Here is a 26,738-nt window from a genome sequence, read left to right on the forward strand (position 1 = left end):
CCGAGGAGGGCGCGGGCGCGGTGGCCGCCGGGGAAGAAGGCGGGCGGCGGTGGTTTCGGCTGCGAGCACAGGTAGGCCGCCGGCGGGTGCTGGTGGGGGTGGTGAGGCGGTGGCCGTCAATCTCGGCGGCGAGGCGGCCGAGGTGGAGGGCGACGGCGTAGCCGGTGGTGTGGGGGTGGCACCGGGCGAGGCCGACGCTGCGGGGCCGCCGCTGCCACGGGGAAATTCTCGCGTTCCGAGCGGCCGAAGCAGTCGGGAGGAATGGTCCGGCGGTGCTCAGGTTGCTTGTTTTGCCGGTTTTCGGCTTGCCGACAAATAGCGAACTGAAAACCTCCGGCTAACCTTCGAAGCGGTATCGTGCGGCGCTCTTTCCCGGCTGTGCACCAAAAGCCAGTTCACACGATGTTCTCTTTCACGTTTCCCTTCGTCCGTCTCGACGGCTTGGAATACCCCGGGCGCCGCCGACTTCGGCGGCGCAATGGCCAGGAGGAAGATTCGTGTCGAGAAACCGCACTCCGTTGTTCGCCTTGCTCGCCGCTGCGGGATTGTTCGCCGCCGCCGCGCCGGCTGCCGCGGCCCAGCCGGCGCCGGGCGGGCAGCAGCACGTCCTGCTCGTCTCCGTCGACGGCATGCACCAGTCGGACCTCGCCTGGTACACCACGACCCACCCGAACTCGGCGCTGGCGCAGCTCGTCGCGCACGGCACGCAGTACACGCACGCGAGCACCCCGGTGCCGTCGGACTCGTTCCCGGGCATGGTCGCCCAGCTCACCGGCGGCAACCCGGCGACGACCGGCGTGTACTACGACGCCACGTACAACCACGCGCTGCTGCCGGCCGGCACCACGAACTGCGCCGGCGCGAAGCCGGGTGCGGCGGTCGACTACACCGAGGACCTCGACCACGACCAGAACGCGCTCGACGCCGGCCAGGGCGTGGCGAACCTGGCCAACGGGGTCCTGGCCATGACCGGGAACCCCCGGACGCTCATCGATCCGGCGAAGCTGCCCGTCGACCCGAAGACCTGCGAACCCGTGTACCCGCACCAGTACCTGCGGGTCAACACGGTGTTCGAAGTGGCCCGCCAGGCCGGGCTGCGCACCGCGTGGTCGGACAAGCACCCCGCGTACGAACTGCTGAACGGCCCGTCGGGCACCGGCGTGCAGGACCTGTTCACGCCCGAGATCAACAGTCAGGTGCCGGGCGCGCCGGCCGGCACGGACTGGACCGCCGACAACGCCGACACCCAGCGCTACGACGCCTACAAGGCCCGCGCGGTGCTCAACGAGATCGACGGCTACGACCACAGCGGCACCACGAACGTCGGCACCCCCGCGGTGTTCGGGCTGAACTTCCAGTCGGTCTCCACCGCGCAGAAGCTGCCCGTGTCCGGCGGGCAGGCCGGTGGTTACCTCGCCGGTGGCGCACCGGGTCCCGTCGTGCGCTCGGCGCTCGACTTCGTCGACAGCCAGCTCGGCGCGTTCACCGCCGAGCTCGAGCGGCGCCACCTCGACCGGAGCACGACCATCGTCCTGTCCGCCAAGCACGGCCAGTCGCCCATCGATTCAGCCACGCTCACGCGCATCGACGACGGCCCGCTGCTCGACGGGCTCAACGCTGCGTGGCGCGCCGCCCACCCGGGCGCGCCCGACCTCGTCGTCCAGTCCACCGACGACGACGCGATGCTGCTGTGGCTCTCCGACCGCTCGCCCGCGGCGACGACGTTCGCGAAGAACTACCTGTTCGCCCAGTCCGGCACCGGCAACGGCGTCACCGGCGCGCCGAAGCCGTTCGTCCACTCCGGACTCGCGACCGTCCACGCGGGAGCCGACGCGGCGCGCTACTTCGGCGTGCGGCCGGGTGACGACCGGGTGCCCGACCTCGTCAGCCTGACGGTGCCCGGCGTCGTCTACACCGGCGGGCACTCGAAGATCGCCGAACACGGCGGCGCGGCGGCGGACGACCGCGCCGTCCCGCTGGTGGTCGGCGGCGCCGGTGCCGGCCGGGTGATCGGGGCTCCGGTGGAGACGACGCAGATCGCCCCGACGATCCTGCGGCTGCTGGACCTCGACCCGCGGTCGCTCGCCGCCGTGCGCGCCGAGGGAACCGCCGTGCTCCCCGGGGTCGGCCAGGGCTGAGCCGGCCGGTCCTCGCCCCGGAAATCGCCGGGGCGAGGACCAATCCGGCGAACCGGACCCGCTCGTACCCGGAAGACAGTGTCATCTACACATCTGTAGATTTACTACGTGCCTGTAGATCTTCTGGAAGGCGAGCGCATGGAGCCTGTGGTGATCGTGTCCGCCCGGATCGGGGCGGGGCACGACGGTGCGGCGAAGGAACTGGCCCGGCGGCTGGGGGAGCGCGGCAGCACCACCGAGGTCGTCGACTTCCTGGACCTGCTCCCCGGCTCGCTCGGCCGCCTGTTGTGCGGCGTCTACCACCGGCAGCTGCAGGTCGCGCCGCGCAGCTGGGACTGGCTGCTCGGCGCGCTCGGCTCGCCCGCGCCGGCGGCGGTGGCGCACCGGTTCGCCGGGCTGGCGGCGCCGAAGCTGGCCGACGCCGTCGCCGGCGCCCGGCTGGTCGTGTCGACCTACCCGCTGGCGACGCTCGCGGCCGCGCGGCTCAAGGCTCGCGGGCGTCTCGAGGCCGAGCTGGTCGCGTACCTCACCGATCCGTCGGTGCACCGGTTGTGCATCAGCCGCTGGGCCGATCTCACCGTGGCGCCCAACGAGATCGCGGCCGCCCAGGCCCGGACCCTCGGTGCTGTCCGCACCACCGTCGTCGAACCGCCCGTCGCGCCCGAGTTCCGGCCCGTCGGCGGAGTGGCGGAACGCGCACGGCTGCGGCTGGCGCACGGGTTGCCCGCGGAGCGGGCGCTGGCGCTGGTCGTCTCGGGGTCGTGGGGTGTCGGCGAAGTCGAGCGCACGGTGGCCGATCTGCGGGCGGACGGCACGGCCGAGCCGGTGGTCGTGTGCGGCCGCAACGACGCGCTGCGGCAGCGGCTGGCGGAGACCGTGCCGCACGTGTTCGGCTGGGTGGACGACATGGCCGATCTCATCCGGGCGTGCGACGTCGTGGTCCAGAACGCGGGCGGGCTCACGACGTCGGAGGCGCTCGCGAGCGGGGTGCCGGTGCTGACGTACCGGTGCCTGCCCGGCCACGGGCGGGCCAACGCTGCGGTGCTCGACGAGGCGGGCACGGTGCCGTGGGTGCGCTCGCCGGACGAGCTCGGCGCGGCGCTGCGCGCGGCGTTGGCGCCGGTGCCTCGCCCGGCGCTGCCGGTGGAGGTGGCCGGGTGATCCGGGCCGCGGCGGCCGGCGCGGTCGCGGTGCACGTGGCGCCGGCGGCGCTGTTCCTGCCGCCGGTGCGCACGGTGCTGGCGCCCGCGTTGTCCGGTGTCGGCGATCCGGGCCACGTCGCCCTCACCTTCGACGACGGGCCGCACCCGCGGTCGACCCCGCGTTTCCTCGCGCTGCTGGCGCGGACCGGCACGCGGGCGACGTTCTTCGTGCTGGGCCGCGAACTCGCCCGGGCTCCGGAACTGGGCCGCGAGATCGTGGCGGCGGGGCACGAACTCGCGGTGCACGGCTGGGATCACCGGTGCTTCCTGCGGCGCCGGCCGTCCGCGCTCTACGACGACCTCGCGCGGACCGCGGACCTGATCGGCTCGGTCACCGGGGAACGGCCGCGCTGGCTGCGCGCGCCCTACGGCGTCTTCTCCGCCGGCTCCCTGTTCGCCGCGCGGCGCCTGGACCTGCGGCCGGTGCTGTGGACGGCGTGGGGCTTCGACTGGACCGCCCGGGCCACGCCACGGTCGGTCGCCGCGACCGTCCACAAGGGACTTCGCGGTGGTGGCACGATCCTGTTGCACGACTCCGACGTCGAAGCCGCCGTCGGGGCGTGGCGGTCAGCCCTGGGTGCACTCCCGGCGGTACTCGCGGACTGCGGTGAGCGTGGCCTGGCCGTGGGGCCGTTGCGTGAGCACGGGGTGGGCCGCGCACGTCGCCAGCTGGGCGGCCTCGATGTCGGCGTGCAGTGTGAACGCCGCTTGGGCGCCGACGCCCGCCGCGGCGCCGCACACGCCGAACACCACCGCGACGGCGACCGCGGTCAGGCCGCGCAGGCGATGCGGTGACGGGGCGTCGAGCAGCGCGCGAACGCGCTGCGGCACCGGGCCGCCCCCGGCGGCCAGCGCGTAGGACGGTTCGTGTTTGGTCGCCAGCGCCGCCTTCGCCACGGCCGTCGCGACCACGCGCCGGTCACCCACCCCGGCCGCGGCGGCTTCGTCGGCCCAGCGCTCCATCGCGAACTGCGCGGCCGTCGTGAGTGGACGGACGAACGGGTTGAGCGCGGCGGCGAGGACACCCAGGCTCGCGTAGACCGGGTGGCGCAGCCGGAGGTGGGCGCGTTCGTGGTGCAGCAGCGCGACCCGTTCGCCGGCCGAAAGCGCCGCCAGCATCCCGGTGGACACGGCGATGCGCCCGCCGCGGCCGGCGATCGCGAACGCCACCGGCTCCGCGCCGGGCAGCACCACGACGCCGTTCTCGCGGGAGTGCTGGTCCAGTTCGGAGTGCACCCGCCGGTACCACCGCCACTGCGCGCGGACGGCGTGCCCGAGGCCGAAGGCCGCGCCCGCCAGCAGCACACCGCACCCGATCGCGAACGGCACGTCCACGCTCGCTTGAGCGCTGAACGCGGCGGGGGAGAACTCACCGAGTTCGGCCACCTCGGGGACGAGCGAGAGGCCCGTGGCAGTGCCCAGCGCCAGCGCGCACGTACTGCCCGCGGCGAACACGACGGCCAGGACCGTCAGCAGCCGCGTCGCGCTCTGCGGCGCGAGCCGCGGCGCGAGCCAGCGGGCCACCGGCCACGAGACCAGCGGCAGGAGCAGGGGGAGGACCAGGCCGAGGAGCATCGGTCACCGGTTTCCGCGGTCGCTCTGCAGCAGCTGCAGCAGCGCCTGCTCGTCGCCGGGCGGCAGGTTCGAGACGAACCGGGCCAGCACGCTCTCGCGGTTGTCCTCGTTGTCCAGCACCGCGCGCATGCGCCGCGCCGCGAGGCCGGCCGGGTCGTCGACGGGCCGGTAGGCGAACATGCGGCCCTGCTTCTCCCGCGTGAGCACGCCCTTCTCGTGGAGCCGTGACAGGATCGTCACGACCGTGGTGTACGCGAGCGCGTCGTCGCCGAGCCGCTCGCGCACGTCGGCCGCGGTCGCGGGCTCGTCGCGCTGCCACAGCACGGCCAGCACCTCGGCCTCCAGCTCACCCCGTCCTCTGCGCATGCTGCGAATCTACACTGTTGTCGTAGTTCGCGGTGCGCTCGCCGGCGGGGTGCGCACCGTCAGCCCGCTGCCGCCGACGTAGATCGGAGTGCCCGCGCGGTCGGTGCCGGGACCGGAGCGCCGTGGCCGGCCACAACCGGTCGCTCGTGCGGACGCAATTGTCCTCGGGCACGAAAGACCCGGGCGGACCCGGCCCGGCGGCGATTCCGGCGAAAGCATTCTGCGCACCCGGAAAAACGCACGTCGGCAACCGGGAAAACGCGTTCCCGGGGCGATTTCCCGCCGTGACGGGTAAGAGGACGATCGGCTCGGGTTAGCGGCGGGCAAAATGATCGCGGGCCGTTCGGGAACCGCGAGAGCCGGATATTCTCGGGGCCATGGCCCGAGTCCTCCTCGTCGAAGACGACCGCACCATCGGTGAGGTCCTGCGCACGAGCCTGGCCCGGCACGGGCACGACGTCGCGTGGCACACCCGCGGCCGCACGGCCGTGGACGACGCCGCTCGGCAGGCGTGCGACCTGGTGCTGCTCGATCTCGGCCTGCCCGACCTGGACGGTGCCGAGGTGTGCCGCGCACTGCGCGGCGCGGTGCCCGCCTGCGTGATCGTGGTGCTGACCGCGCGCGGTGACGAGATGGACGTGGTCGTCGGGCTCGAAGCGGGTGCCGACGACTACCTCGTGAAGCCGGTGCCGCTGGGAGAACTGCACGCGCGCCTGCGCGCACACCTGCGCCGGCATTCGACCGGCCGCGGCCCGGCCGAGATCGCGCTCGGGCGGCTGTGCATCGACGCGGCCGCGCGCCGCGTCACCGTGGACGGGATCGAGTTCCCCTTGCGCGCCAAGGAGTTCGAGCTCCTACTGCGGCTGGCGCAGGAACCCGGCAAGGCGGTGAGCCGGGAGACGCTGATGGCCGACGTGTGGGACGCGCGCTGGTTCGGCTCGACCAAAACGCTCGACGTCCACATCACCACGCTGCGGCGCAAGCTGGCCGACGCGGGCGGCGCGGGTCCGATGCCGGAGATCTTCACCCTGCGCCGGCACGGCTACCGCCTCGAGGCCCCGGGCGGATGAGCGGGTGCGCCGCCGCATCGTCCTGACCACGGTGCTCGCCGCGCTCGTCGCGATCGGGCTCTTCGGCGTCCCCGCTCTGCTGTCGGCCTACCTGGTGGCGCGCCGCCACGCGCGGCGGCTGGCGCGTCCGCTCGAACGGCTCTCCGCGACCGCCCGCGAGCTGGGCGACGGCGACTTCGGCATCCGCGCCTGCCGCGCCGGGATCGCGGAGATCGACTCGGTCGGGGAGTTCCTTGACTCCACGGGCGAGCGGCTTGACGACCTGCTCCGCCACGAGGCGGGCACGGTCACCGTCACCGTGCGCGACGCCGGCGACGTGCTGGCCGTCGACATCGCCGGCGAAGGCGAGGGTATCCGCGCCGGTGCCGACGTGTTCGACCGCCGCTCACCCGGCGCCCGCGGCACGGGGATCGGCCTCGCCCTCGCGCGCCCGCTCGCGGAAGCCGCAGGCGGGCGGCTGCGCCTGACCCGGCCGGTTTCACGCTCCTGCTTACTACTACGTTCGTGTAGAATTTCGGTGCGGGGGTAGCCGACGGAACCGGGAGGGAACCATGGCCGCAGAAGAACCCACAGCACCGGAGCCCGGCGGCCTCCGCTGTTCCGACGCCGAGCGCGACGCCGCGGCCGCCGCGCTGCAGACGGCCGCCGGCGAGGGCCGCCTGTCGCTCGCCGAAGTCGAAGACCGCACCGCGACGATCTACTCCGCCCGGTACCGTCACGAACTCGACGAGGTGCTCGCCGACCTGCCACGGGCCGCGCCGTCGGTGCCCGGCTGGGGTCCCGTCCTCGCCCTGGCGGCTCAGCAGTTCGCCGCCGACGTCGTGACCCTGACCGGCCGCGGCGGCCCGGCCGCCGCCCGCCGGCGTGCCGCCCTCATCGCGGCCACCGTGTTCGCCTTCGCGGTCCTGTTGCTGCTCGCGGCCCACGGCATCGGCGACGGGCCGCACCACGGGTTCGGCCACCACTGACCCGGCGAACCGGCGTCGACAACGGACAGACAGCGGCCGGCGTTCCGCTACCCGCGACGGCGGCTTCTCGCACGCGAGTGCGGAAGCCTGTCTCAGGGCCGGTGCGCGGGCCGTGCTCGTCGGCCGGTCAGGTCAGCATGTGCATGCCGCCGAAGAAGGCGACGGCGACCACGCCCGCGCCGAAGCCGAAGAGCAGGGCCGCGGTGAGGCCGGGGCGCAGGCGGATGCCCGCGTAGGCCAGACCCAGCGTGAGGATCAGCCAGGAGCCGATCAGCGCCACGCCGCTCATCATGGACTCCGCGAACACGGCCATGACCCGGGCCCCGGCCGCGACGAACAGGGCGAACCCCGCCGCCGTGGCCGGGATGGCCCAGGCTTTGCGGGCCGGGTGCGGTGCGGGCGCGGATTCCTGCGGGCTCTGCATCACGTCGCTCCTCGCGTCGATGTCCACTGTGTTCAGTGTGCCGCGCGTCACCGCGAAGATCCCTTACCGTCGGCTAACGGCCGTCAGCCCGCTTCGTGGCTACGGACGTAGCGCACCATGCCGATCACGTCCTCGGGCACGAGGCGGCCGATGGCGCCGCTCGAGTACACGCTTACGAGCACCTTGCCCCGGGGGTCGAGGACGAAACCCGTGGATTGGACGTAGAGCGGGTCCTCGTTGACGAAGGCTCCCGTCGCTTCCCGCAGCGCGTGGGCGTCGGCGCTGTGCCCGACCGGGAAGGCGAGCTTGTGCTTGTCCACGGTTTCCTTCGTGGTCGCCTCGTCGTCGACCGACAGGGCGAGGACCTTGATGTCCAGCTCCGCCAAGGTGTCCGCGGCGCGCTGGAACGCGCGCAGCTGCGCGTTGCAGTACGGGCACCAGCTGCCGCGGTAGAAGAGCACGACCCCGTAGTGCCCGGCGAGTTCGGCGGGCACGTCGTGGACAACGCTGTCGACCGTGGTCAGCGACAGCGCGGGGAAGGTGTCCCCGGGGTGGAGCAAGGGCATGACGGTTTCCTTTCGTGAGGGGATTTCCGAGGTGGTTCAGGTGGCGGGCAGGAGGTCGTCGGCGACGTCCCAGATCTCGCCGGTGCCCGATCCGGGCAGCCGGGCCAGCAACGCGGCCGCCGAGGCCTCGGGGGTGATGAGCCGGCCGCTGCGGTAGGCGTCGGTGAACCGGCGGTGCAGCTGCGGGACGTCGGCTTCGTCGCGGGTGCGGACCCATTCCTGCATCGCCGTGTCGACCGAGCCCGGGCGGTAGACGTTGACCGTGACGCCGGTGCCCGCCGTCTCGGCCGCGAGGTTGAGGGTGTGCGCCTCGAGCGCTGCTTTGCCGGTCACGTAGGCGTTGCCGCCGACCATCCCGGCCGGGTTGGCGACGATCCCGCTGGAGACGGTGACGATCCGGCCCCAGCCGCGCTGCACCATCGCCGGCACCACGGCGAACGCGAGTGCCGCGGGCGCGATGACGTTGGTCGTCAGGTTCCGCGTCCACTCGCCGAGGTCGACGCGGGTGCTGGGCCCGAGCGGCCCCACCACCGCGGCGTTGCTGATCAGGACGTCCACCGGTCCGAAGGCATCCGCGATCGTGCGGAGGGCGTCCTCCCGTGCGGCGCTGTCGGTGACGTCGGCCGGCACGGCGAGTGCTTCACCGCCGGCCCGGCGGATCAGCTCGACGGTCTCGCCCACCTGAGCACTCGACCGGGCCAGCACTGCGACGCGCGCCCCGCCCCGGGCCAGGCCCACGGCGATCTCCCGTCCGATCCCCCTGCCCGAGCCGGTCACGAGTGCGGTCCTGCCGTCGAAGGGCACGCTTGCCTCCTGGTCGTTCGCCGAGCCGATCGCGAGAGGATCGGCTTCCCACCCATCTTTGTGTCGCCTCGGGCGCGCGTCTTACCCGTCGGCGGGGAAATTCTTCGGGGTAGCATCGGCGGCCGTGGATCACGAGTCGGCCGAGTGGGTGCGCGTGCTCTCGGCGGGCGCTCCCGGCCGGGACGAGGCCGTCGCGCTGTTGCACGCGAAGTTCCTCCGGATCGCCGGTGCCGAGGTCGCCCGGCGGGGCGCCCGGCGGGGGCTCGCGGGTACCGCGGCGGACGATCTCGTCCAGCAGGCGGCGACCGACGCGCTCGTGACGGTCCTCGCCAAGCTGAGCGAATTCCGCGGGGAGAGCCGGTTCACCAGCTGGGCCTACAAGTTCGTGGTGTTCGCGGTGTCGAACGGGCTCGCACACCACTTCCGCCGCACATCGCCCGACGGGTGGGAGATCGAGGACTGGTCGGCCTTCCCCGACCGGTTCGGCCTCAGCCCGGATCGGCACGCGGAGTGGCAGGACCTGGTGCTGGGCATCCGCAAGGCCGTGCACGAGGAACTCAGCGACCGCCAGCGCCGCGTCTTCACCGCCCTGGTGCTGGGCGGCGTCCCGCTCGACGCGCTCGGGCAAGAACTCGGCACGAACCGCAACGCGCTCTACAAGACGCTCTACGACGCCCGGCGCAAGATCCGGGCGAGGCTCGTCGCCGAGGGCCACCTGGACGACACCGGAGGGAGGCAGGCGTGAGTGACCTGAGCAGGGTGCTGCGGTTCCTCGACACCGATCCGCAGGACAGCGGGTGCGATGAAGCGATGGAGCTGCTCCACGTCTACGCCGAAGTGCTTGCACGCGACGAAGACGCCGCGCACCTGTACCCCCGCGTCGCGGCGCACCTGCGCGCCTGCGGTCCCTGCCGGGAAGACCTGCAGGGTCTGCTGGCGGCGATTCGCACCGACGTCGATCGGCACTGAGGACGGTCAGGGTTTCGTAAGCCCGATCGGCGGCCCGCCGGGCGGCAAGATCGCTAGGTTCGCGGACATGGCATTCCGGCGCACAGCACTCGGCCTCGCTCTCGTGGGCGCGGTGGTTCTTCCGTCCTGCACAGCGGAATCGGCGACCCCCCAGGCGCCCGCCGCCGTGGAGTTCCCCCGGGGATCGGCGGGTGCGGCCACCTGGGCGCCCTGGCCGTCGGCGTTGCACGACGCCCGGCACTCGGGCGCGGCGACCACCGCCGGACCGACCCGCGGCACCATCCGGTGGCGGCGCCGGCTCGAAGGCGCGGTCACCCCCGGACCCGTCGTCGGCGCCGACGGCACGATCTACGTCGCCTCCAACGGCGGTGTGCTGCACGCGCTCGACCCCGCCGACGGGCACGACCGGTGGACCTTCGACGCGAAGACCTCCATCGGGGGTGATCTGTCGATCTCGCCGCTGGTGCTCCCGAGCGGCACGATCCTCTTCCCGAACGCCGACGAGCTCATCGCGTTGTCCGCCACCGGAAAGCCATTGTGGACACAGACCTTCCCGGGTCGCGTCACCTCGCCTGCGTCGGCCGACGGAAGGCGCGTGTACGTGGGGACCGGCGACGGCACGGTGTCCGCGGTGGACACCTCCGCGGCCGGTGACCACCGGCTCGCGTGGAGCGTCGACACCGGAACCGCGTCCTACGGTTCGGTGGTCACCGACGGCCGCGGGCGCGTCTACACCACCGCCGACTCGTCGCTCGTGGCGATTGACGACCGCGGCGGTTCGGCCGGCGTGGCCTGGCGCGCCGATCCGCACGACGACCTCACCGAGGTGTCGGCCGGCCTCGCGCCGGACGGCACGGTGCTGCTGGGCACCAACGGCCACGACGAATGGGCCTACCACCCGGACGGGACACCGGCCTGGCACGCGCCTCGGGTGATCACGTACTCCTCGCCCGCGGTCACCGCGACCGGGCTCGCCTACGTGGCCGACCACAGTGGACAGGTGCACGTGTTCGACACCGGCACCGGGCGGGAGAAGACGCACTACGGCCCGATCGGCGCCCAGATCTGGAGCTCGACGGTCGTCGACCGCGACTACCGCGTGTACTTCGGCGGCCAGAACGGGCACGCCTACGGGTTCGACCGCGCCGGCGCGCAGCTGGTCGACGTCGACCTCGGCGGCAAGGCCGACAGCTACCCGGCCCTCACCGGCGGCGGGCTCCTGGTGATCGGCAGCCGCACCGGCTTCGTCACCGCCATCGGCTGACCTCGCGGGACTGCTCCCGAGCACGACGCCGGACACCATCCGCGCACTCCTTCGGTTTCCGGTTTCCAGCGTTCGCGTTCGCCCGGGCACCTCGCCTCGGGGGACTCCCCGGTCACCACCCCGACGCCCGCGCCCGGCGCGCGGCCGGGGTCCGGGCCGGGGCGTTCCCCGATGCGAAGGAACTGTCGGAACGGGCACGATCCGCCCGTAGCGCAACGACACGGGCAGAGGGCCGAATCATGGAGAGTGTTGAGAGAGCCGACCTGCTGGTCATCGGCTTCGGGAAGGGCGGCAAGGCCGTGGCGGGGACGATGGCCCGGCTCGGCAAGCGAGTCGTGGTGGTCGAGCAGTCGCCCGAGATGTACGGCGGCACCTGCCCCAACGTGGGGTGCGTGCCGACGAAGGCCCTGGTGCACCGCGCCGGCCACCGGCGGCCCACCGATCCGCCGCAGGAGTGGTACGAGCGCGCGGTGGGCGAGGTGCACGCGATCACCTCGCTGTTCCGCAAGGGCAACTTCGACGCGATGGACGGCCTGGACACCGCGTCGGTGCTCACCGGGCACGCCGAGTTCACCGGCGCGCACACCGTGCGGGTGGACACCGGCGGTGAGCACGTGACGATCGAAGCCGAGCACATCCTCATCAACACCGGGTCGGTTCCCGTCGTCCCGGACATCCCGGGCCTGCGCGCCAGCAGGCACCTGGTGACGAGCACCGACCTCATCCACCGCACGCAGCTGCCGGAGCGGCTGGCGATCGTCGGCGGCGGGTACCTCGGCATCGAGTTCGCCGCCATCTACCGGCGGTTCGGCTCGCAGGTCACCGTTTTCGAGACCGGTTCCCGGATCCTCGACCACGAGGACGACGACATCCAGGCCGCGGCCGAGAAGATCCTCGTCGACGAGGGCATCGAGATCGTCACCGGCGCGAACGTGACCCGGGTGCACGACGGCGACGGCGCGGCGACGATCGAGTACATGCACGACGGCCGCGAGCACACGCTTACCGCCGACGCGGTGCTGGCCGCCGCCGGCCGCCGGCCGGCGACCGAGGGCCTCGGGCTGGCCGCGGCCGGCGTCCGCACGACCGAGCAGGGAGCGGTCCAGGTCAACGAATACCTGCGGACCAGCCGGCAGCACATCTTCGCGCTCGGCGACGTGAACGGCGGGCCGCAGTTCACCTACGTCTCCCTCGACGACAGCCGGATCGTGCTCGACCAGCTGACCGGCTCGGGCGGTGTGCGCCGGACGACCGACCGCGTCGCCGTTCCGCGCACGCTGTTCATGACCCCGCCGCTGGCGAACGTCGGGCTCACCGAGACCGAGGCGCGCACGGCCGGGTACCGGATCAAGGTGGCGAGCCAGCCGGTCGCCGAGATCGTCGCGATGCCACGCGCCTACGTCGTTGACGAGACGCGCGGCGTGATGAAGTTCGTGATCGACCTGGACACCGACGAGATCCTCGGTGCCGCGCTGCTCACCGTCGACGCGCAGGAGCTCGTCAACGTCGTCGCGCAGGCGATGCGCCACGGCATCAAGGCCGAGGACCTGCGCACCGCGATCTACACGCACCCGTCGTCCACGGAGGCCTTCAACGACGTGATCGGCACCGTCGTCCGCAGCGACGACGAGTAGACCCGGACGGCACGAGAGCTCCGGCGCGCCCCGCTCGAAGGGGCGCGCCGGAGCTCTTTCGCGTTCCTCCCGTGTGGACGGTCCCCGGGTGGTCTCCCCAACGCGAACGCCACCGCCGCGCGGAGATGCTCTGAGCCGACAACCGGGAACTCCCCAGGGAGCAGGAATGAGCGCTGCCGGCCACCTGTTCTCCATGCAGACCAATGAGGTCAAGAACGTCATCATCCACTACACGCGCGGCGCGGACGGCGGCCTCACTGAGGTCGAGCGGATTCCCACCGGTGGCGCGGGTTCCGGCGTGTACAAGCCGGTCAGCGGCCAGGCCAGTGCCCCCAACGCCTTCGAGGCTGCGGGCAGCGTGATCCTCACCGCAGACAAGCGGCTCCTGTTCACCACCAACGGCGGCGACAACTCCGTGTCCAGCTTCGCGCTCGGCGCCGACGGCAAGCTGACGCTCGTGGACGTCAAGCGGACGGGCAACATCGTCGACGGACGCAGCGGCACGGCCAAATCGCTGGCCTTCTCGCCCACCACGAGCACGCTGTACGTGCTGCACTCCTTCGGCCCGGACCACGTCCGGCTCATGACGGTCGACCCCGACGGCAAGCTCACCGCCCGAGACGAGGGCTACACCGTGCAGCGCGCGCCGTTGCACGTCTACCGGCCGATCCACCTGGACCCGGGACGGCCCGGTCTGGCGTTCGTGTTCCTGCAGCAGCAGGGTGCCGGGCTCGTGCAGGGCGACCGGTACCGCGTGGGCGTCACCCGCGCGCCCGGCGCCGCCGTCCACCTGACCACGCAGGCGGCGACCAAGATCTTCTCCGCCCGCGACAACTTCGCCTCGCAGCTGGTGAACCTGTGCGTCGGCGCCGGTGCCGTGCTCGAGTACGTGCCCGACCCCGTCGTGCCCTTCCGCGGCTCCCGGCTCTTCCAGCCCACCTGCGTCACGGCGGACCCGGAGGCGACGGTCGTCCTGGGCGAGGTGCTCCTGCCGGGCCGGGTCGCCCACGACGAGGAGCACGTCTACGACCTCTTCTGGTCCGAGCTGCAGGTGGGCGATCCCACGGGCGCGGCCCTGTTCGCCGACACCCTCCGCCTGCGCCCGGACACCGGTGACCCGCGTTCGGCCGGTGTCCTCGGCGGGTTCGACGTCGTCGGCTCGCTCTCCGTGCTGTGCGGCGAGCCACGACCGTCCGAAGTGGTCGGACTCCTGCGCGAAGTGCCGGCGTCCTGCCCCGCGGTCCTCGCGGGGGTCACGGAGCTGCCGGCCGCCCGCGGGGTCGCGGTGCGCCTGCTGGGACACCCGTCGCGGGCGGTGACGGGGGCGCTGCACCTCGCCTGGGACCGGGTCCGTTCGGCGGTGCTGGGCGTGCCCGCGCCCGATCTGCGCAAGGGCTGAGCCGCCTCAGTCCGCGCACCCGGCGAGCACGAGGTGGAGCTCGGTCCGGGACGTGATGGCGAGTTTGGTGAACACCTTGTGCAGGTGGTATTCGACGGTGCGCGGGCTGATCGACAGCGCGGTCGCGATCTCCGGGTTGGACCGGCCGTCGCGCGCGAGCAGGGCGATGCGCAGCTCCTGGGGGGTGAGCTGGGAGCGGGTTTCGGGGACGCGCCGGCGCGCGCGCTCGCCGGTGGCGAGGAGCTCGCGGTGCGCGCGTTGCGCGAACGCGTCCGCGCCCATCGCGGTGAACGAGTCGTGCGCTGCGCGCAGTGTCCTGCGCGCATCGACGCGGCGGCCCTGCCGGCGCAGCCATTCGCCGTAGACCAGCTGCGCGCGGGCGACGTCGGTGGTGATCCTCGTGCGGCCCAGCCGGGCGATCGCCTCGGTGTAGAGGTCTTCGGCCGCCGGGCCGTGCTGGAGCAGGGCCCGGGAACGGGCGGCGGCGCCGAGCGCCCAGTCGCTGCCGCTCAGGACCGCGCGTTCGCAGAGCCGGTCGAGGGCGGCCGCCGCGGTGGGGTGATCGCCGGAGCGCGCCGCGCCTTCGACGAGCTCGACGAGGGACCAGCCTTGCCACTCCGGGGCGTCGCGATCCAGGACCTCGCGGGTCGCGGTGACGGCCTCGCCGTAGTCGCCGAAGGCGTTGGCCAGCACGGCTTTCGCGTATCGGGTCAGCGCCGCGGCCAGTCCGGTGCCCTCGTGCGGCGGTTCGGGTACCGCTCGGCCGCGCCACGCCGCCAGCACGGCGGCCGCGTGCGGGAACGGCGCCCAGCCGGCCGCGTCGGTGAGCTCGCGGGCTTCGGTGACGAACGTCTGTGCGGCCGGGAACCGTCCTGAGTGGACTTCGACGAGTGCCCGGTGCGTCAGCGCGTACGGCAGGATGGCCCGGGCGCCCGAGCTGCGGGCCCGGGTCAGCTCGGCGTGGGTCAGCTCGTGCCAGGCGGCGTCGTCCCACAGTTCGGGGGCGACGAGGCACGCCAGCACTCTTGCCCGTGCGTTGTCCTCGTGGTCGCAGTCGAGCGTCTTCAAGGCCAGCTTGAGGGGTTCGACGGCCGCGGCGTACCCGGCTGTGCAGCGGCGGACCACGCCGTCGAGCAGCCGGTCGGTGCCGGCCGAAGGGCAGGGCCGGTTCAGCACGGCGCCGACGAGGTCCCCGTGCCCGGTGAAGGCGGCGGCCCCCAGCGCTTCGAGGCAGGCGGACCGGGCCGGTGCCGGGTCGCCGCCGGCCAGCTCCGCCGCGGACCGCGCCAACTGCTCGACGGCGGCGCGGTTGCGGGTGGCATCGAAGGCGAGGCGGGCGCGGACGCGGTGGGCCGCGGTGCCGCCGGACCCCAGACCGGCTGCCGCCAGCAGCCGCACGGCGCCGTCCGTGCCGCCGGCGGCGTGGTGCGCCTCGGCGGCCCGGATCGCCCGCTCGGCGCGCAGCCCCGGCCGGGCCGTGGCGAGGGCGGCGCGTTCCAGGAACGCAGCTTCGGCGGCGAGACCTCCGCGGTGACGGGCCGAGTCCGCGGCCCGCACCAGGTCGCCGGCGACCGCGTCGTCCGGACCGAGCAAGGCCAGCGCGCGGTGCCACACCTGACGGTCGGGTTCAGTCTCCGCGACGGCCAGCGCGGCGTGGGCCCGGCGTCGTTCCCGGTCGGACGCCTGGCCGTAGATCTCGGACCGCAGCGCGGGCCGGCGGAACTCGACCCAGGTGCCGAAGGACACGAGCCCCGCTGACTCCAGGCGGTCGGCGGCGTTCACCGCGATGCCGAGGCGGGCCGCGGCGCGCCACAACCGGGCCGGGTCGCCGAGGGGTTCGGCGGCGGCGAGCACCAGCAGGGCCCGGCTGTCCGGGGGCAGAGCGAGCACTTCGGCCCCGGCCGAGGGGAGCACGCGGTACCCGCCGCCGGTCTCGACGGCCGACGTGGCCTGCGCAGCGTCGAGGAGCACGCCCGGAACGCCCCGAGACTCGGCCACGATCCGGTCGGTCACCGCCGCGTCCGCCGGCGCGCGCAGGGCGGCCTGGAACAACCGCCGGGCGTCGGCGTGGGCCAGCCCGCCGAGGACGACACCGGGCAGGCCGGGGAACGGTTCCCCGCGGCCCGCGAAACCGAGCGCGACGGGGAGCGCCCCGACGCGGGTGACGGCGCACGCGAGCACACCGGCCGAGGCCGGGTCGAGCCACTGGGCGTCGTCGACGACGCAGAGCAAGGGTTCGGCCTCGGCTGCCCTCGCCAGCAGGTCGACGAGGCCGACGAGCAGGAGCATCCGGCCGGGGGCCGGGCCGGGACGCAGCGCGACGGCGGTTTCGAGTGCTTCACGCCGGTGCCGGTCGAGGCCGGCCAGGTCGGGTGCGAGCGCCGAGCACAGCAGGTGCAGCGCCGAGAACGGCAGCTCTGCTTCCGCCGCGGCCGCCCGGATCCGGACGATCCGGTGCCCGGGCAGCGAGCCCACCACGTGGTCGAGCAAGGCCGTTTTCCCCGTGCCGGGCGCACCACGCAGGGCGAAACCACCGCCGTCCCCGGCGACCGCCGCCGCGAGCAGGGAGCGCAGCCGCGCACTCTCGCGTTCGCGCCCGGCGAAGGGGCGGCCGGTGTCCGGCTCAGTCACGCTTCGTCTCCTTCGGCCGCGGATTCGGTCAGGACGAGCGGCAATTCGGTGCGGGCACCGACTTTCAGCTTCGCGAAGACCTTGTGCAGGTGGTATTCGACGGTGCGGGGGCTGACGTTCAGCCGCCCGCCGATCTCGGAGTTCGTGAGCCCCTCGCGGGCGAGCACGGCGATCCGGGTTTCCTGGGGCGTCAGCGCCGTTGCGGCTCGCGGCTGGTCCCCGGTGGCGAGCAGATCGCGCCGTGCGCGCTGGGCGAACGCCGCCGCGCCCAGTTCGTCGAACAGGTCACGGGCTTCGCGCAGCGGAGCGCGCGCCTCCGCGCGGCGGCCCAGCCGGCGCAGGTGTTCGCCGTGGAGCAGATGGGTGCGGGCCAGTTCGCCGCGGGCGCGGGTCCGGGCCAGCCGGCGGGCGGCCTCGTGGAAGTTCGCGTCGGCTTCGGCGCCGTTGGACACGAGAGCCCGCGCCCGCGCCTGAACACCTTCGGCCCAGTCCGTGCCGGACACGCCGGTGCGCTCCGCCAGCCGTGCGGCCGCTTTCGTGGCCTCGTCCGCCCGGCCCGAGAGCGCAGTGGCTTCGACGAGTTCGGCCAGTGCCCAGCCCGACAGCACCGGGTCGGCGGCGTCGGCGGCGCGACGAGCGGCTGCGGCGGCTTCGGCGTGCCGGCCGAGCGAGTTGGCGCGCACGGCGGCGGCGAGGTCCGCGGCGGTGGCGGCAAGGCCCTCGGGGCGGGCGGCTGGCGGTTCGGTGTCGTGCTGGGCTTGGTTGTGGGGTTTGACGTGGTCTGGTGGTGGGTGTCCGGCCTTGTCGCTGGTCGCGGTGGTTTGTCCCGTGAGCGTTGCGGTGTGTTGGTCGGGGGAGTTGGCGCGCACGGCGGCGGCGAGAGCTGACGCGGTGCCGCCGAGACCGTCGGAGCGGGCGGCTGGCGGTTCGGTGGCGCGCCAGGCCTGATTGAGAGGTTCGACGTGGTCCTGTGGTGGGTGGCCGACCTTCTCATTGCTCGCGGTGGCTTGTCCCGTGAGCGCTGCGGCGGCTTCGCTGTGCCAGCCGAAGGAGTTGGCGCGCACGGCGGCGGGGCCCTCGGCGCGGGCGGCTGATGGTTTGGTGCCGTGCCAGGCCTGGTTGAGGGGTTCGACGTGGTCTGGTGGTGGGTGTCCGGCCTTGTCGCTGGTCGCGGGGGCTTGTCCCGTGAGCGCTGCGATGTGTTGCCCGGGGGAGTTGGCGCGCACGGCGGCGGCGAGGCCGTCGGAGTGGGCGGTCGGTGGTGCGGTGCCGCGCCAGGCCTGGATGAGGGGTTCGACGTGGTCTGGTGGCGGGTGCCCCGCCGCGTCGCTGATCGCGGCGGCTTGCCTCGCGAGCGCTGCGGCCGTCGTCAGATCGCCGGTGTGGAGCGTGAACAGGGCCAACCCGGTCAGTGCCTGGGGGAGCTCGGGGACCGAACCCGCTTCCTTCGCGGCCTCGACGGCGCGAGTCACCACGGTGTGCCAGGCCGGCTCGTCCCACAACTCGGCGGCGGCCAGGCCGGCCAGCCACGCCGAGTGCAGCAGCCCGCCGCGGAGGTTCGTCTCGCGCACCGCCGAGAGCGCGGCTCGCAGCGGCTCGGCCGCGTCGGCGAACGTTGCGGTGCTGCGCGCCAGCAGGCCGTCGAGCAGCGCGTCGAGTGCGGCCGGGCGGGCCGGCGCCGGGATCGCCCGGACCACGTCGGCGATCCGGCCGGGTTCCGGCTTTCCGCTCAGCAGCGCGGCGCCCAGCGCGTCGAGGCACGTCCGCCGGGCCAGCGCGGGATCCACGGGGACCAGCTGCCGCGCGGCGTCGAGGAGCGCTTCGGCGGACCCGGCGCGGCGAGTGGCGAGGAAGGTGACCGACGCGCGCAGCCGCTCGGTTTCGGCCCGATCGGCCACGCCGAGTGGTCCGTTGGCCGCGGTCGCGAGCAGGGTGAGGGCCTGGTCGCAGTGACCGGCGTCGTGCTCTTCCGCCGCGGCGGCGAGCGCTCGCTTCGCGCGACGGACCGGATCGAGGGTCAGCGAGACCGCCGAGCTCAGGAACGCGGCCGCGGCCGCGGGGCCACCGCGTTCGCGCGCCTTCGTCGCCTGCACGATGAGTTCGTCCGCGGTGTGCTCGTCCGTGCCGGGGACCGCGTGGGCCAGGTGCCAGGCGCGGCGGTCGGGATCGGTGTCGGCGTCCGTCGCGTCCGCCAGCGCCCGGTGCACAGCGCGGCGTTCACCGACCGTGGCCAGCCCGTACACCCGGGCTCGCAGCTCCGGATCGTCGAACACGACCAGCGTCCCGCACGTCGAAAGCCCGCCGGCCGCCAGTTCGTGACGTGCGAGCGCCGGCACCCTCAGCCTCGCGGCCGCCCGCCACACCAGCGCGGCGTCGCCCGTCGGGTCGGCGGCGGCGATCAGCAGCACCGTGCGGACGGCCGGGCTGAGCGTGGGTATCCGGACCTGCCAGTCGTCGCCCTGCGGTGCCGGAACCCCGAAGCCGCCGGCCGGCTGGCCGAGGCGGGCGACGGCCAGGATCGCGCCGGGGTTCCCGCGCGTCTCGGCGACCACGCGGTCCAGCACCACCTCGTCGACCCGCCCGGGCAGGTGCACGTCCAGCAGCCGGCGCGCGGCCTCCCGGCTCAGCCCGCCCAGCACGAGCTCCGGCAACCCGGCGAACGCACTCGGCCCGGCCGTGGCCGTTTCGGCCAGCAGCAGCACGGCCCGCGTCGCCTGCAGCCGCCGGGCCACGAAGCACAGGACCTTCGCCGAGGCGGGGTCGAGCCGCACGGCGTCGTCGACCACGCACAGCAACGGCCGGCTCTCCGCGGCCTCGGAAAGGAGGGACACCGTCGCCACCCCCACCAGGAACGGGTCCGGGCGGGTCTCGTTCAGTTCGTCGAGCACGCGGCTGTGGTGCGGGAGCAGCCGCCCACGGTCCTCGCCGAAGGCCGCCAGGACGCGCTGCAACCCCGAGTACGGCGCGGCCGCCTCGGCTTCCGGCGGGTGCACGCGCACGATCCGGAATCCCCGGGCGGCGCGAACGACGTGACCGAGGAGCGTGGTCTTGCCGATCCCCGCGGCGCCGCGCAGCACCAGCACCCCGCTCTGCCCGGTGCGCGCTTCGCTCAGGAGGCGGTCCAGGGTGCGGAGTTCGGCGGCGCGGTCGGGCGGTGTGGCGTCGGCCACCGGGCCGGGCGGCATCGGGCAGGGCACGATGTCCACCGTTGCGGGGCGCTGGTCCGTTCGGACCAGGGGCGGCCCGGGCACACCCCCCGGTGTCAGGTTCCGACCTGCGCAAACCCGCCCGATCCGGGCACGTCCCGCACCGGCCCGGTACCGCGGGGCCGGGTTATCCTGCACACGCCCGGCGGAGAGTTCGCGCGGGCCGGAGGACGGACGGGAGAACGGGTGCTGGACCGGCGCGCGGAGCGCGTGACCCTGGACCGGCTCGTGGACGCCGTCCGGGCGGGCAAGAGCCAGGCCCTGGTCCTGCGCGGGGAACCCGGCGCCGGAAAAACCGTCCTGCTCGACTACCTGGTGGGCCAGGCGGCCGGTGCGCGCGTGGTCCGCGCCGCGGGCGTCCAGTCCGAAATGGAGCTCGCGTTCGCCGGGCTGCACCAGCTGTGCGCGCCGATGCTCGGCTGGGCCGAGGCGTTGCCCGCGCCGCAGCGGGAAGCGCTGCAGACCGCGTTCGGGTTGCGGGCCGGCGAGCGGCCGGACCGGTTCCTGGTCGGGCTCGCGGTGCTGGGCCTGCTGGCCGAGGCCGCGACGGAACGCCCGCTCGTCTGCGTCGTCGACGATGCGCAGTGGCTCGACACGGCTTCGGCGCAGACGCTCGCGTTCGTGGCGCGGCGGCTGGTCGCCGAGTCGGTCGGGCTGGTGTTCGCCGTGCGCGAGCCGGCCGGCACCGCGGAGCCGGCCGGTGTCCCGCAGCTCGTGGTCGGCGGGCTGCCGGACTCGGCGGCGCGCGAGCTGCTCGACTCGGTGCTGAGGCTGCCGCTGGACGACGAGGTCCGCGACCGGATCGTCGCGGAGACCCGGGGCAACCCGCTGGCGCTGGTGGAACTCCCGAAGGGCCTGAGCCCCACGGAGCTGGCCGAAGGCTTCGCCCTGGCCGGGGCGACGACGATCCCCGGCCGGATCGAGCAGCGCTACCGGGAACGGCTCGCGCACCTGGACGCCGACACGACCACGCTGCTGCTCGTCGCCGCCGTCGAACCACTGGGTGATCCCGTGCCGCTGTGGCGCGCCGCCGCGGAACTGGAGATCGCCGCCGACGCGCTGGCGCCGGCCGTCGCGGCCGGGCTGATCGACATCGGCGCGCGCGTGCGCTTCCGCCACCCCCTCGTGCGCTCGGCGGTCTACCAGGCCGCGACCCCGGCGCAGCGCCGAAGCGCGCACCGGGCGCTGGCGCAGGTCATCTCGCCGGACGGGGACGCCGATCGCCGCGCCTGGCACGCGGCGCGGGCGGCCGAGCGGCCGGACGAGGACGTCGCGGCCGAACTCGAGCGCTCGGCCTGCCGTTCGCAGTCCCGAGGCGGCCTGGCCGCCGCTGCCGCGATGCTGGAGCGCGCGGTGGAACTCACGCCGGACCCGCACGTCCGAACCGAGCGCGCGCTCAACGCGGCCCAGGTCACCCACGTGGCCGGCGTGCCGGAAGACGCGTTGCGGCTCGTGTCGGTCGCTGAGGCGGGTCCGATGGGCAAGCTCGCCCACGCCCGGGCCGACCGGTTGCGCGGGCAGATCTCGCTGACGGTCAACCGGGGCCGCGAAGCGTTCCCGCTCTTGTTCGCCGCCGCGCGGCAGCTTGAAGCCCTCGACGTGCAGGCGGCCCGCGAGACCTACCTGGACGCGGTGCTCGCGGCCATGTTCGTGGGCACCTTGGCCACCCCCGGCGCCCTGCGCGAGGTGGCCGAGGCCGCTCGTGCGGCCCCACCGGCCCGGCACCCGCCGGGACCCGCCGACCTGCTGCTCGACGGTCTCGCACTGCGGTTCACCGAGGGGTACGCCGCGTCGCTGCCGGTGCTGCGGCGCGCGCTCGACGCCTTCCGCGGTCCCGCGTTGTCGCTCAAGGAGCTGCACTGGTTGTGGCTCGCGCACATCATGGCCGGGCACATGTGGGACGAGCAGACGCTCGACACGGCCCGGCACGTCCAGCTGGCGTGGGACGAAGGCGCGCTGAACACGCTGCCGCTGGCCCTCACGTCACACATCGGGTCGCACGTGTACTCCGGCGACCTCACGACGGCGTCGGCGTTGTGCGATCAGCTCGCCGAGTTCACCGAAGCGACGAGGATCCCGACCGCCCCGTACGGCGCACTGCTGCTCGCTGCGTGGCAGGGCCGCGAAACCGAAGCGCTCGAGCTGATCAGCGCCACCGAAACCGAGGCGCTGCGCCGCGGCGAGGGGTTCGGCCTGCTCGTGCTCGGCTCGGCGCGTGCGGTGCTGTTCAACAGCCTCGGCCGCTACGCCGACGCGCTGGCCGCGGCCGAGGCCGCGCGGCAGCAGCCGCCGGTCATGGGCGTGGAGCCGTGGCTCGTGCTCGCCGAGCTGATCGAAGCCGCCGTCCGCGGCGGCGGGGACCCGGCGTCGACGCGCGAAGCGTTCGACCGGCTCACCGAGACGACCCGCGCCGCGGGCACCGACTGGGGGCTGGGTGTCGAGGCGCGTTCACGCGCCCTGCTGGCCACCGGCGCCGACGCCGACGCCGCGTACCGCGAGGCGATCGAACGGCTCGCGCGCACGCGCATCCGTGGCGAGTGCGCCCGGGCGCGCCTGCTCTACGGCGAGTGGCTGCGGCGGCAGCGCCGCCGCGTCGAGGCGCGCGAGCAGCTGCGCGTGGCCCACGAGATGTTCACCGCGATGGACATGGAGGCGTTCGCCGAGCGCGCCGCCCGGGAGCTGCGGGCCACGGGTGGCACCGCTCGCCGCCGCTCGCCCGAGACGGGCAGCGACCTCACGGCGCAGGAATCGCAGATCGTGCGGCTGGCACGCGACGGCCTGTCGAACGCCGAGATCGGCGCGCGGCTGTTCATCAGCCCGCGCACCGTGGAATGGCACCTCGGGCGGATCTACGACAAGCTGAACGTCACGTCGCGCCGGCAGCTTCACCTGTGAGCCGGCTGCTCCAGCGTCGCGAACCCCGATACGTCCACACAGGACACTCCGTGGCGTTCGACGATCACGAGCAGGATGCTCTCGCAGTGCCGGCACCGGCCGACGACGCCGGGTGCTTCGGCGTAGACGCGCAGCTCGGCCAGCGGCCCGCTCGCGCCGCAGTGCGCGCACGTGCCGTTCGCGGCCGTCATTTCGGCGCCGAAGGTGGTGCGCAGGGTCCCGGCGATCGCGTTGCCGTCCACAGTGGTCATCAGGTTCCCGTCCCGCCGAAGCGTTCTGTGCGGATGCGGCCGGGCTCGTGGCCGAGCGCGACCAGGGTGTCGGCGGTCGCCTCGACGAAGGCGGTGGGCCCGCAGACGTACACGAGGGGCCGCTCGGCCGGGGGACGGCCGAACCGGTCGAGGAACTCGCGGTCGATCCGGCCGCGGTAGCCGCGCCAGCCGTCGGGCGGCTCGCGCGTGAGCGTGATGCGCACGTCGATCTCCCCGCTGCCGGCCAGTCGGGTCAGCTCGGCGCGGTAGAGGAGGGCGGCCTGCGTGCGGGCCGAGTACAGCAGCCGCATCGGCGCCGTGCTGCCCGCCGCGTGGTGCTCGCGCAGCATCGACCGGAACGGCACCACCCCCGAACCGCCGGCGATCAGCAAGGCCGGGCTCCGGAACTGCGGCTCCCACACGAAGTACCCGCCGATCGGGCCGCGCACCTCCAGCTCGTCGCCGGCCCGCAGTTCGTCGACGAGGTACGGCGAAACCTCACCGTCGTCGAGGCGTTCGACGGTCAGCACCACACGCCCGTCGCCGGGTGCCGACGCGATCGAGTAGCTGCGCTCGGCCTGGTAGCCGTCGTCCGCGGTGAGGCGGACGTCGACGTGCTGGCCCGCGCGATGACCGTCCCACGAGGACAGCTCGAGGGTGATGCTGCGCGCCGTCGGCGACTCTTCGACGAGCTCGGCCACGGTGGCCCGCTGCCAGGTCAGTCGCCCGCGTACCGCTGTTCCCGCCATGGGTCTCCGTAGTTGTGGTAACCGTAGTGCTCCCAGAAACCGGGCCGGTCCTCGTCGAGCAGTTCGAGGCCCTGCACCCACTTCGCGCTCTTCCAGAAGTAGAGGTGGGGGACCAGCAGGCGCACCGGCCCGCCGTGCTCCGGGGCCAGCGGCGCACCGTCGTAGCCGTGGACGAGCCACGCCTTGCCACCCGTGAGGTCGGCCAGAGGCAGGTTGGTCGTGTACCCGCCCTCGCTGAACGCGACCGCGTGTTCGCCCCGCGGGTGCACGCCGGCGAGCAGCGTGTCGAGCGAAACCCCGTGCCACCGCGTGTCGAGCTTCGACCACTTGGTCACGCAGTGGATGTCGACTGTGATCGCTTCGCCGGGCAGCGCGAGCACCTGGTCCCACGTCCAGGTCCGGGGACTGCCGACCGCGCCGCGGATGGTGAAGGTCCAGTCCGCGAGCGTGATCTTCGGCGTCGGGCCGGCGGACAGCACCGGGAAGCCCGATGTCACGTACTGGCCGGGCGGCACCCGGGCCGGGTCGACGTCGCTGCGGCGTTTGCTGTGGAAACCGCGGGAGATCGCCATCAGCGGCACCACCTCTGGCTTGCGCTGGAGCTCATGCGGGCATGCTTCGCCGGGTGGCGGCTCCTTCGCGTCGGGGAAGTCCCCAGCCGGGGCACGGGGACCACCCGGACCGGGGGAGCGGGCCGGGGCTCCCCCCGATGCGAGTGGATCTTGGCGCCGGGCATCGTGCGTACCCGAGGGGTGGAGGGAGCGAAGGTGGTGGACGTGCTGATCGCCCGTCGGGGAAGCCAGGCGATTCCGGCGCCTCGTCCGGTCGTGCTCACGGGCGTGCTCGAGGTGCGGTCCGCCGAGGACGGACGGCTGGACGTTGTCGTCGAGGCGGCCGGCGAACGCATCCGGCTCGACTACCCTCCCGGTCTCGCCGCCGCGGTGCGCGCCGGAATTCTGCGCGAGGTGAGCGCCGGGGGAATTCTGTGCCGCACCGGCGAATGCACGGTGGTGCATCTCGCGTGGCTGCACTTCTCCGTTTCGTAAGGGATCTTACGGTTCCCCGCCGCGCCTTTCGCGGCATTTCCCTTGGCCCCTAACGTCGATCGCAAGCCGCGTCGGCGATTCGGAGGACGCGGGTACCGGAGGGAATTCAATGAACAAATCATCGTCGCGCCGGATCGTGCGCACCGCAGTCGCGGCCGCCGCACTGGTTCCGCTCGCCGCGGTGTTCAGCGGGGCCACGGCGTCGGCCGCCCCGGCGTGGGGTGTGCCCGGCGCGGTGTTCGTGGGGACCAACCACAACAACAGCGGTGACCCGAGCCAGCCGGGCAACCAGATCGCGTACTACCACCGCGGCGCCGACGGCACGCTCACCCTGATCGGCTCGTTCGCCACCGGCGGCGAGGGCTCCGGTCCCGGCCAGCGGTTCGCCGGCGACGGCCTCGGCTCGGGCAACTCGGTCCGCGTGACCACCGACCGGCGCTTCCTGCTGGTGACCAACGCCGGCAGCGACACCCTGTCCGTGCTGCGGATCCTGCCCGACCGGCTGCAGGTCGTGGACGTGGTCCCGACCGGCGACGGATCGGCGTCGCAGCGCTTCCCGAACAGCGTCACGCAGCACGGCAACACCGTCTACGTGCTCAATGCGGCCGGCCAGGGCAGCATCACCGGTTTCCGGCTCGGGCTCACCGGCAAGCTCACCCCGATCCCCGGCTCGACGCGGCAGCTGCAGGCCAACCAGGACCGCTTCGCCCCCGACGCGCTGAAGGACCCGACCCAGATCTCCTTCAGCCCCGACGGGCACCACCTGCTCGTGTCCATCAAGGACGGTCCCACCAACGACGTGATCCCCGGCGCGAACCCGACCGGACCGGGCCGGGTGCTGACCTTCGGGGTGGATCTCGCCGGCCGGCCGAGCAAGGACTTCGTCCGCACCGACTTCGCCAACCGCGGCCCGTTCGGCTTCTCCTTCGACAACCGCGGCAACGTCGACCTCGCCGAATTCGTCGGCGGCGGGGTGGAGGACGGCCACCCGACCGGCGCCGCCGGCAGCTACCGGATCGGCCGCGACGGTCATCTGACGCCGATCAGCACGGCCGTCGCCGACCACCAGATCGACACCTGCTGGGTCGTGAACAACGGCGAGTACGCGTTCGGCTCCAACTACACCTCCGGCACCATCTCCAGCTGGAAGGTGAACCGCGACGGGAGCCTCACGCTGCTGCACGAGGTCGCCGGCACCATCGACAAACCGGGCAGCACCCAGGGCAGCACGCCGCTGGACCTCGGCCTCAGCCCGGACGGCAAGAACCTCTACGACGTCCTGCCCGGTTCGGGCAAGGTCGCCGCCTGGCGGATCGGCACCGACGGTGAGCTCACGAAGGTCGGGGAATTCGGCGGCCTTCCGCAGACCCCCGACGGCGACCACGCACCGGCGGACTTCAGCGCTCTCGGCAGCCCCGCGGGCATCGACGTGAGCTGACCGTTTCGGCCGGGGAGGGGAAGGACCCGGGGGGGGGGGGGGGGGGGGGGGGGGGGGGCCCGGCGCCGCGGGGGGGGGGGGGGGGGGCGGGGGGGGGGGGGGGCGGGGGGGGGGGGGGGGGGGGGGGGGGGGGGGGGGGGGGG

At 73.8% G+C, this 26,738-nt stretch carries 23 protein-coding genes and 1 pseudogene; 14 read left to right on the top strand and 10 right to left on the bottom strand.

Annotated features, from left to right (window positions below):
* Window positions 1-497: 497 nt before the first annotated feature.
* From ACIA77_RS33435 to ACIA77_RS33445, 3 genes and pseudogenes are all read left to right on the top strand, one after another.
* Entirely contained in the window at window positions 498-2,138 is a 1,641-nt protein-coding gene (locus ACIA77_RS33435) for an alkaline phosphatase family protein (RefSeq protein ID WP_395890032.1), read from the top strand.
* A gap of 108 nt (window positions 2,139-2,246) precedes the next feature.
* The gene (locus tag ACIA77_RS33440) at window positions 2,247-3,299 is read left to right on the top strand and encodes a glycosyltransferase (RefSeq protein ID WP_395890033.1); all 1,053 of its coding nucleotides are present in this window, start codon (window positions 2,247-2,249) and stop codon (window positions 3,297-3,299) included.
* A 74-nt stretch (window positions 3,300-3,373) separates the two neighbouring features.
* Window positions 3,374-3,751: pseudogene (locus tag ACIA77_RS33445) on the top strand (polysaccharide deacetylase family protein); the annotation flags it as partial.
* Between the two features lie 156 nt (window positions 3,752-3,907).
* Here the strand turns inward: ACIA77_RS33445 and ACIA77_RS33450 are convergent.
* Complete coding sequence (locus ACIA77_RS33450) at window positions 3,908-4,915, bottom strand: M56 family metallopeptidase (RefSeq protein ID WP_395890034.1); 1,008 nt, start codon at window positions 4,913-4,915, stop codon at window positions 3,908-3,910.
* A 3-nt stretch (window positions 4,916-4,918) separates the two neighbouring features.
* The gene (locus tag ACIA77_RS33455) at window positions 4,919-5,281 is read right to left on the bottom strand and encodes a BlaI/MecI/CopY family transcriptional regulator (protein WP_395890035.1); all 363 of its coding nucleotides are present in this window, start codon (window positions 5,279-5,281) and stop codon (window positions 4,919-4,921) included.
* A 377-nt stretch (window positions 5,282-5,658) separates the two neighbouring features.
* Here ACIA77_RS33455 and ACIA77_RS33460 point away from each other — a divergent pair, with 377 nt between their 5' ends.
* The 3 genes from ACIA77_RS33460 to ACIA77_RS33470 are packed head-to-tail and all read left to right on the top strand — an operon-like array spanning window position 5,659 to window position 7,319.
* Window positions 5,659-6,351, top strand: coding sequence for a response regulator transcription factor (locus ACIA77_RS33460; protein WP_395890036.1), 693 nt, complete (start codon window positions 5,659-5,661; stop codon window positions 6,349-6,351).
* Window positions 6,352-6,355: 4 nt separating this feature from the next.
* Window positions 6,356-6,880, top strand: a complete 525-nt coding sequence (locus ACIA77_RS33465) for an ATP-binding protein (RefSeq protein ID WP_395890037.1) — start codon at window positions 6,356-6,358, stop codon at window positions 6,878-6,880.
* A gap of 22 nt (window positions 6,881-6,902) precedes the next feature.
* On the top strand, window positions 6,903-7,319 hold the full coding sequence (locus ACIA77_RS33470) for a DUF1707 domain-containing protein (RefSeq protein WP_395890038.1): 417 nt from the start codon (window positions 6,903-6,905) through the stop codon (window positions 7,317-7,319).
* Between the two features lie 127 nt (window positions 7,320-7,446).
* Here ACIA77_RS33470 and ACIA77_RS33475 read toward each other — a convergent pair whose 3' ends face one another.
* From ACIA77_RS33475 to ACIA77_RS33485, 3 genes are read right to left on the bottom strand one after another with little or no spacing between them, the layout of a single operon-like run.
* Window positions 7,447-7,794: a hypothetical protein gene (locus tag ACIA77_RS33475; protein WP_395890039.1), complete on the bottom strand. Its 348-nt coding sequence runs from the start codon at window positions 7,792-7,794 to the stop codon at window positions 7,447-7,449.
* 32 nt (window positions 7,795-7,826) lie between these two features.
* Window positions 7,827-8,309, bottom strand: coding sequence for a peroxiredoxin family protein (locus ACIA77_RS33480; RefSeq protein ID WP_395890040.1), 483 nt, complete (start codon window positions 8,307-8,309; stop codon window positions 7,827-7,829).
* A gap of 36 nt (window positions 8,310-8,345) precedes the next feature.
* Window positions 8,346-9,113, bottom strand: coding sequence for an SDR family NAD(P)-dependent oxidoreductase (locus ACIA77_RS33485; RefSeq protein WP_395890041.1), 768 nt, complete (start codon window positions 9,111-9,113; stop codon window positions 8,346-8,348).
* Between the two features lie 124 nt (window positions 9,114-9,237).
* Between ACIA77_RS33485 and ACIA77_RS33490 the strand changes: the two genes are divergently transcribed.
* The 5 genes from ACIA77_RS33490 (at window position 9,238) to ACIA77_RS33510 (ending at window position 14,379) form a co-directional block, all read left to right on the top strand.
* Window positions 9,238-9,858, top strand: a complete 621-nt coding sequence (locus ACIA77_RS33490) for a sigma-70 family RNA polymerase sigma factor (RefSeq protein ID WP_395890042.1) — start codon at window positions 9,238-9,240, stop codon at window positions 9,856-9,858.
* Entirely contained in the window at window positions 9,855-10,082 is a 228-nt protein-coding gene (locus ACIA77_RS33495; RefSeq protein WP_395890043.1) for a hypothetical protein, read from the top strand. The genes ACIA77_RS33490 and ACIA77_RS33495 overlap by 4 nt, the downstream gene beginning before the upstream one ends.
* Window positions 10,083-10,149: 67 nt before the next feature.
* Window positions 10,150-11,346, top strand: a complete 1,197-nt coding sequence (locus ACIA77_RS33500) for a PQQ-binding-like beta-propeller repeat protein (protein WP_395890044.1) — start codon at window positions 10,150-10,152, stop codon at window positions 11,344-11,346.
* A gap of 239 nt (window positions 11,347-11,585) precedes the next feature.
* Window positions 11,586-12,980 (top strand): FAD-dependent oxidoreductase, encoded by a 1,395-nt coding sequence (locus tag ACIA77_RS33505; protein WP_395890045.1) that lies wholly within the window; start codon window positions 11,586-11,588, stop codon window positions 12,978-12,980.
* 166 nt (window positions 12,981-13,146) lie between these two features.
* A complete protein-coding gene (locus tag ACIA77_RS33510; RefSeq protein ID WP_395890046.1) occupies window positions 13,147-14,379 on the top strand; it encodes an urease accessory protein UreD in 1,233 nt (410 codons plus the stop codon).
* Window positions 14,380-14,385: 6 nt separating this feature from the next.
* On the opposite strand, the gene ACIA77_RS33515 is transcribed toward ACIA77_RS33510, so the two are convergent.
* Window positions 14,386-17,010, bottom strand: a complete 2,625-nt coding sequence (locus tag ACIA77_RS33515; protein WP_395890047.1) for an AAA family ATPase — start codon at window positions 17,008-17,010, stop codon at window positions 14,386-14,388.
* Window positions 17,007-20,207, bottom strand: a complete 3,201-nt coding sequence (locus ACIA77_RS33520) for an AAA family ATPase (protein ID WP_395890048.1) — start codon at window positions 20,205-20,207, stop codon at window positions 17,007-17,009. The genes ACIA77_RS33515 and ACIA77_RS33520 overlap by 4 nt, the downstream gene beginning before the upstream one ends.
* Window positions 20,208-20,402: 195 nt before the next feature.
* Here ACIA77_RS33520 and ACIA77_RS33525 point away from each other — a divergent pair, with 195 nt between their 5' ends.
* Window positions 20,403-23,111, top strand: a complete 2,709-nt coding sequence (locus ACIA77_RS33525; RefSeq protein ID WP_395890049.1) for an AAA family ATPase — start codon at window positions 20,403-20,405, stop codon at window positions 23,109-23,111.
* On the opposite strand, the gene ACIA77_RS33530 is transcribed toward ACIA77_RS33525, so the two are convergent.
* Genes ACIA77_RS33530 through ACIA77_RS33540 form a run of 3 tightly spaced genes read right to left on the bottom strand, consistent with a single transcriptional unit; the run spans window position 23,102 to window position 24,686 of the window.
* On the bottom strand, window positions 23,102-23,362 hold the full coding sequence (locus ACIA77_RS33530; protein ID WP_395890050.1) for a DUF6510 family protein: 261 nt from the start codon (window positions 23,360-23,362) through the stop codon (window positions 23,102-23,104). The two genes, ACIA77_RS33525 and ACIA77_RS33530, sit on opposite strands and share 10 nt — an antisense overlap.
* A complete protein-coding gene (locus ACIA77_RS33535) occupies window positions 23,362-24,111 on the bottom strand; it encodes a ferredoxin reductase (protein WP_395890051.1) in 750 nt (249 codons plus the stop codon). Before ACIA77_RS33535 ends, ACIA77_RS33530 begins: the two co-directional genes overlap by 1 nt.
* Entirely contained in the window at window positions 24,081-24,686 is a 606-nt protein-coding gene (locus tag ACIA77_RS33540) for a sulfite oxidase-like oxidoreductase (protein WP_395890059.1), read from the bottom strand. Before ACIA77_RS33540 ends, ACIA77_RS33535 begins: the two co-directional genes overlap by 31 nt.
* A 192-nt stretch (window positions 24,687-24,878) precedes the next feature.
* Between ACIA77_RS33540 and ACIA77_RS33545 the strand changes: the two genes are divergently transcribed.
* Window positions 24,879-25,157, top strand: a complete 279-nt coding sequence (locus ACIA77_RS33545; protein ID WP_395890052.1) for a hypothetical protein — start codon at window positions 24,879-24,881, stop codon at window positions 25,155-25,157.
* Window positions 25,158-25,266: 109 nt separating this feature from the next.
* A complete protein-coding gene (locus ACIA77_RS33550; RefSeq protein ID WP_395890053.1) occupies window positions 25,267-26,595 on the top strand; it encodes a lactonase family protein in 1,329 nt (442 codons plus the stop codon).
* Window positions 26,596-26,738 lie beyond the last annotated feature (143 nt).

This window comes from Amycolatopsis sp. NPDC051903 (assembly GCF_044452505.1).
In the GTDB taxonomy this organism is placed as follows: domain Bacteria; phylum Actinomycetota; class Actinomycetes; order Mycobacteriales; family Pseudonocardiaceae; genus Amycolatopsis.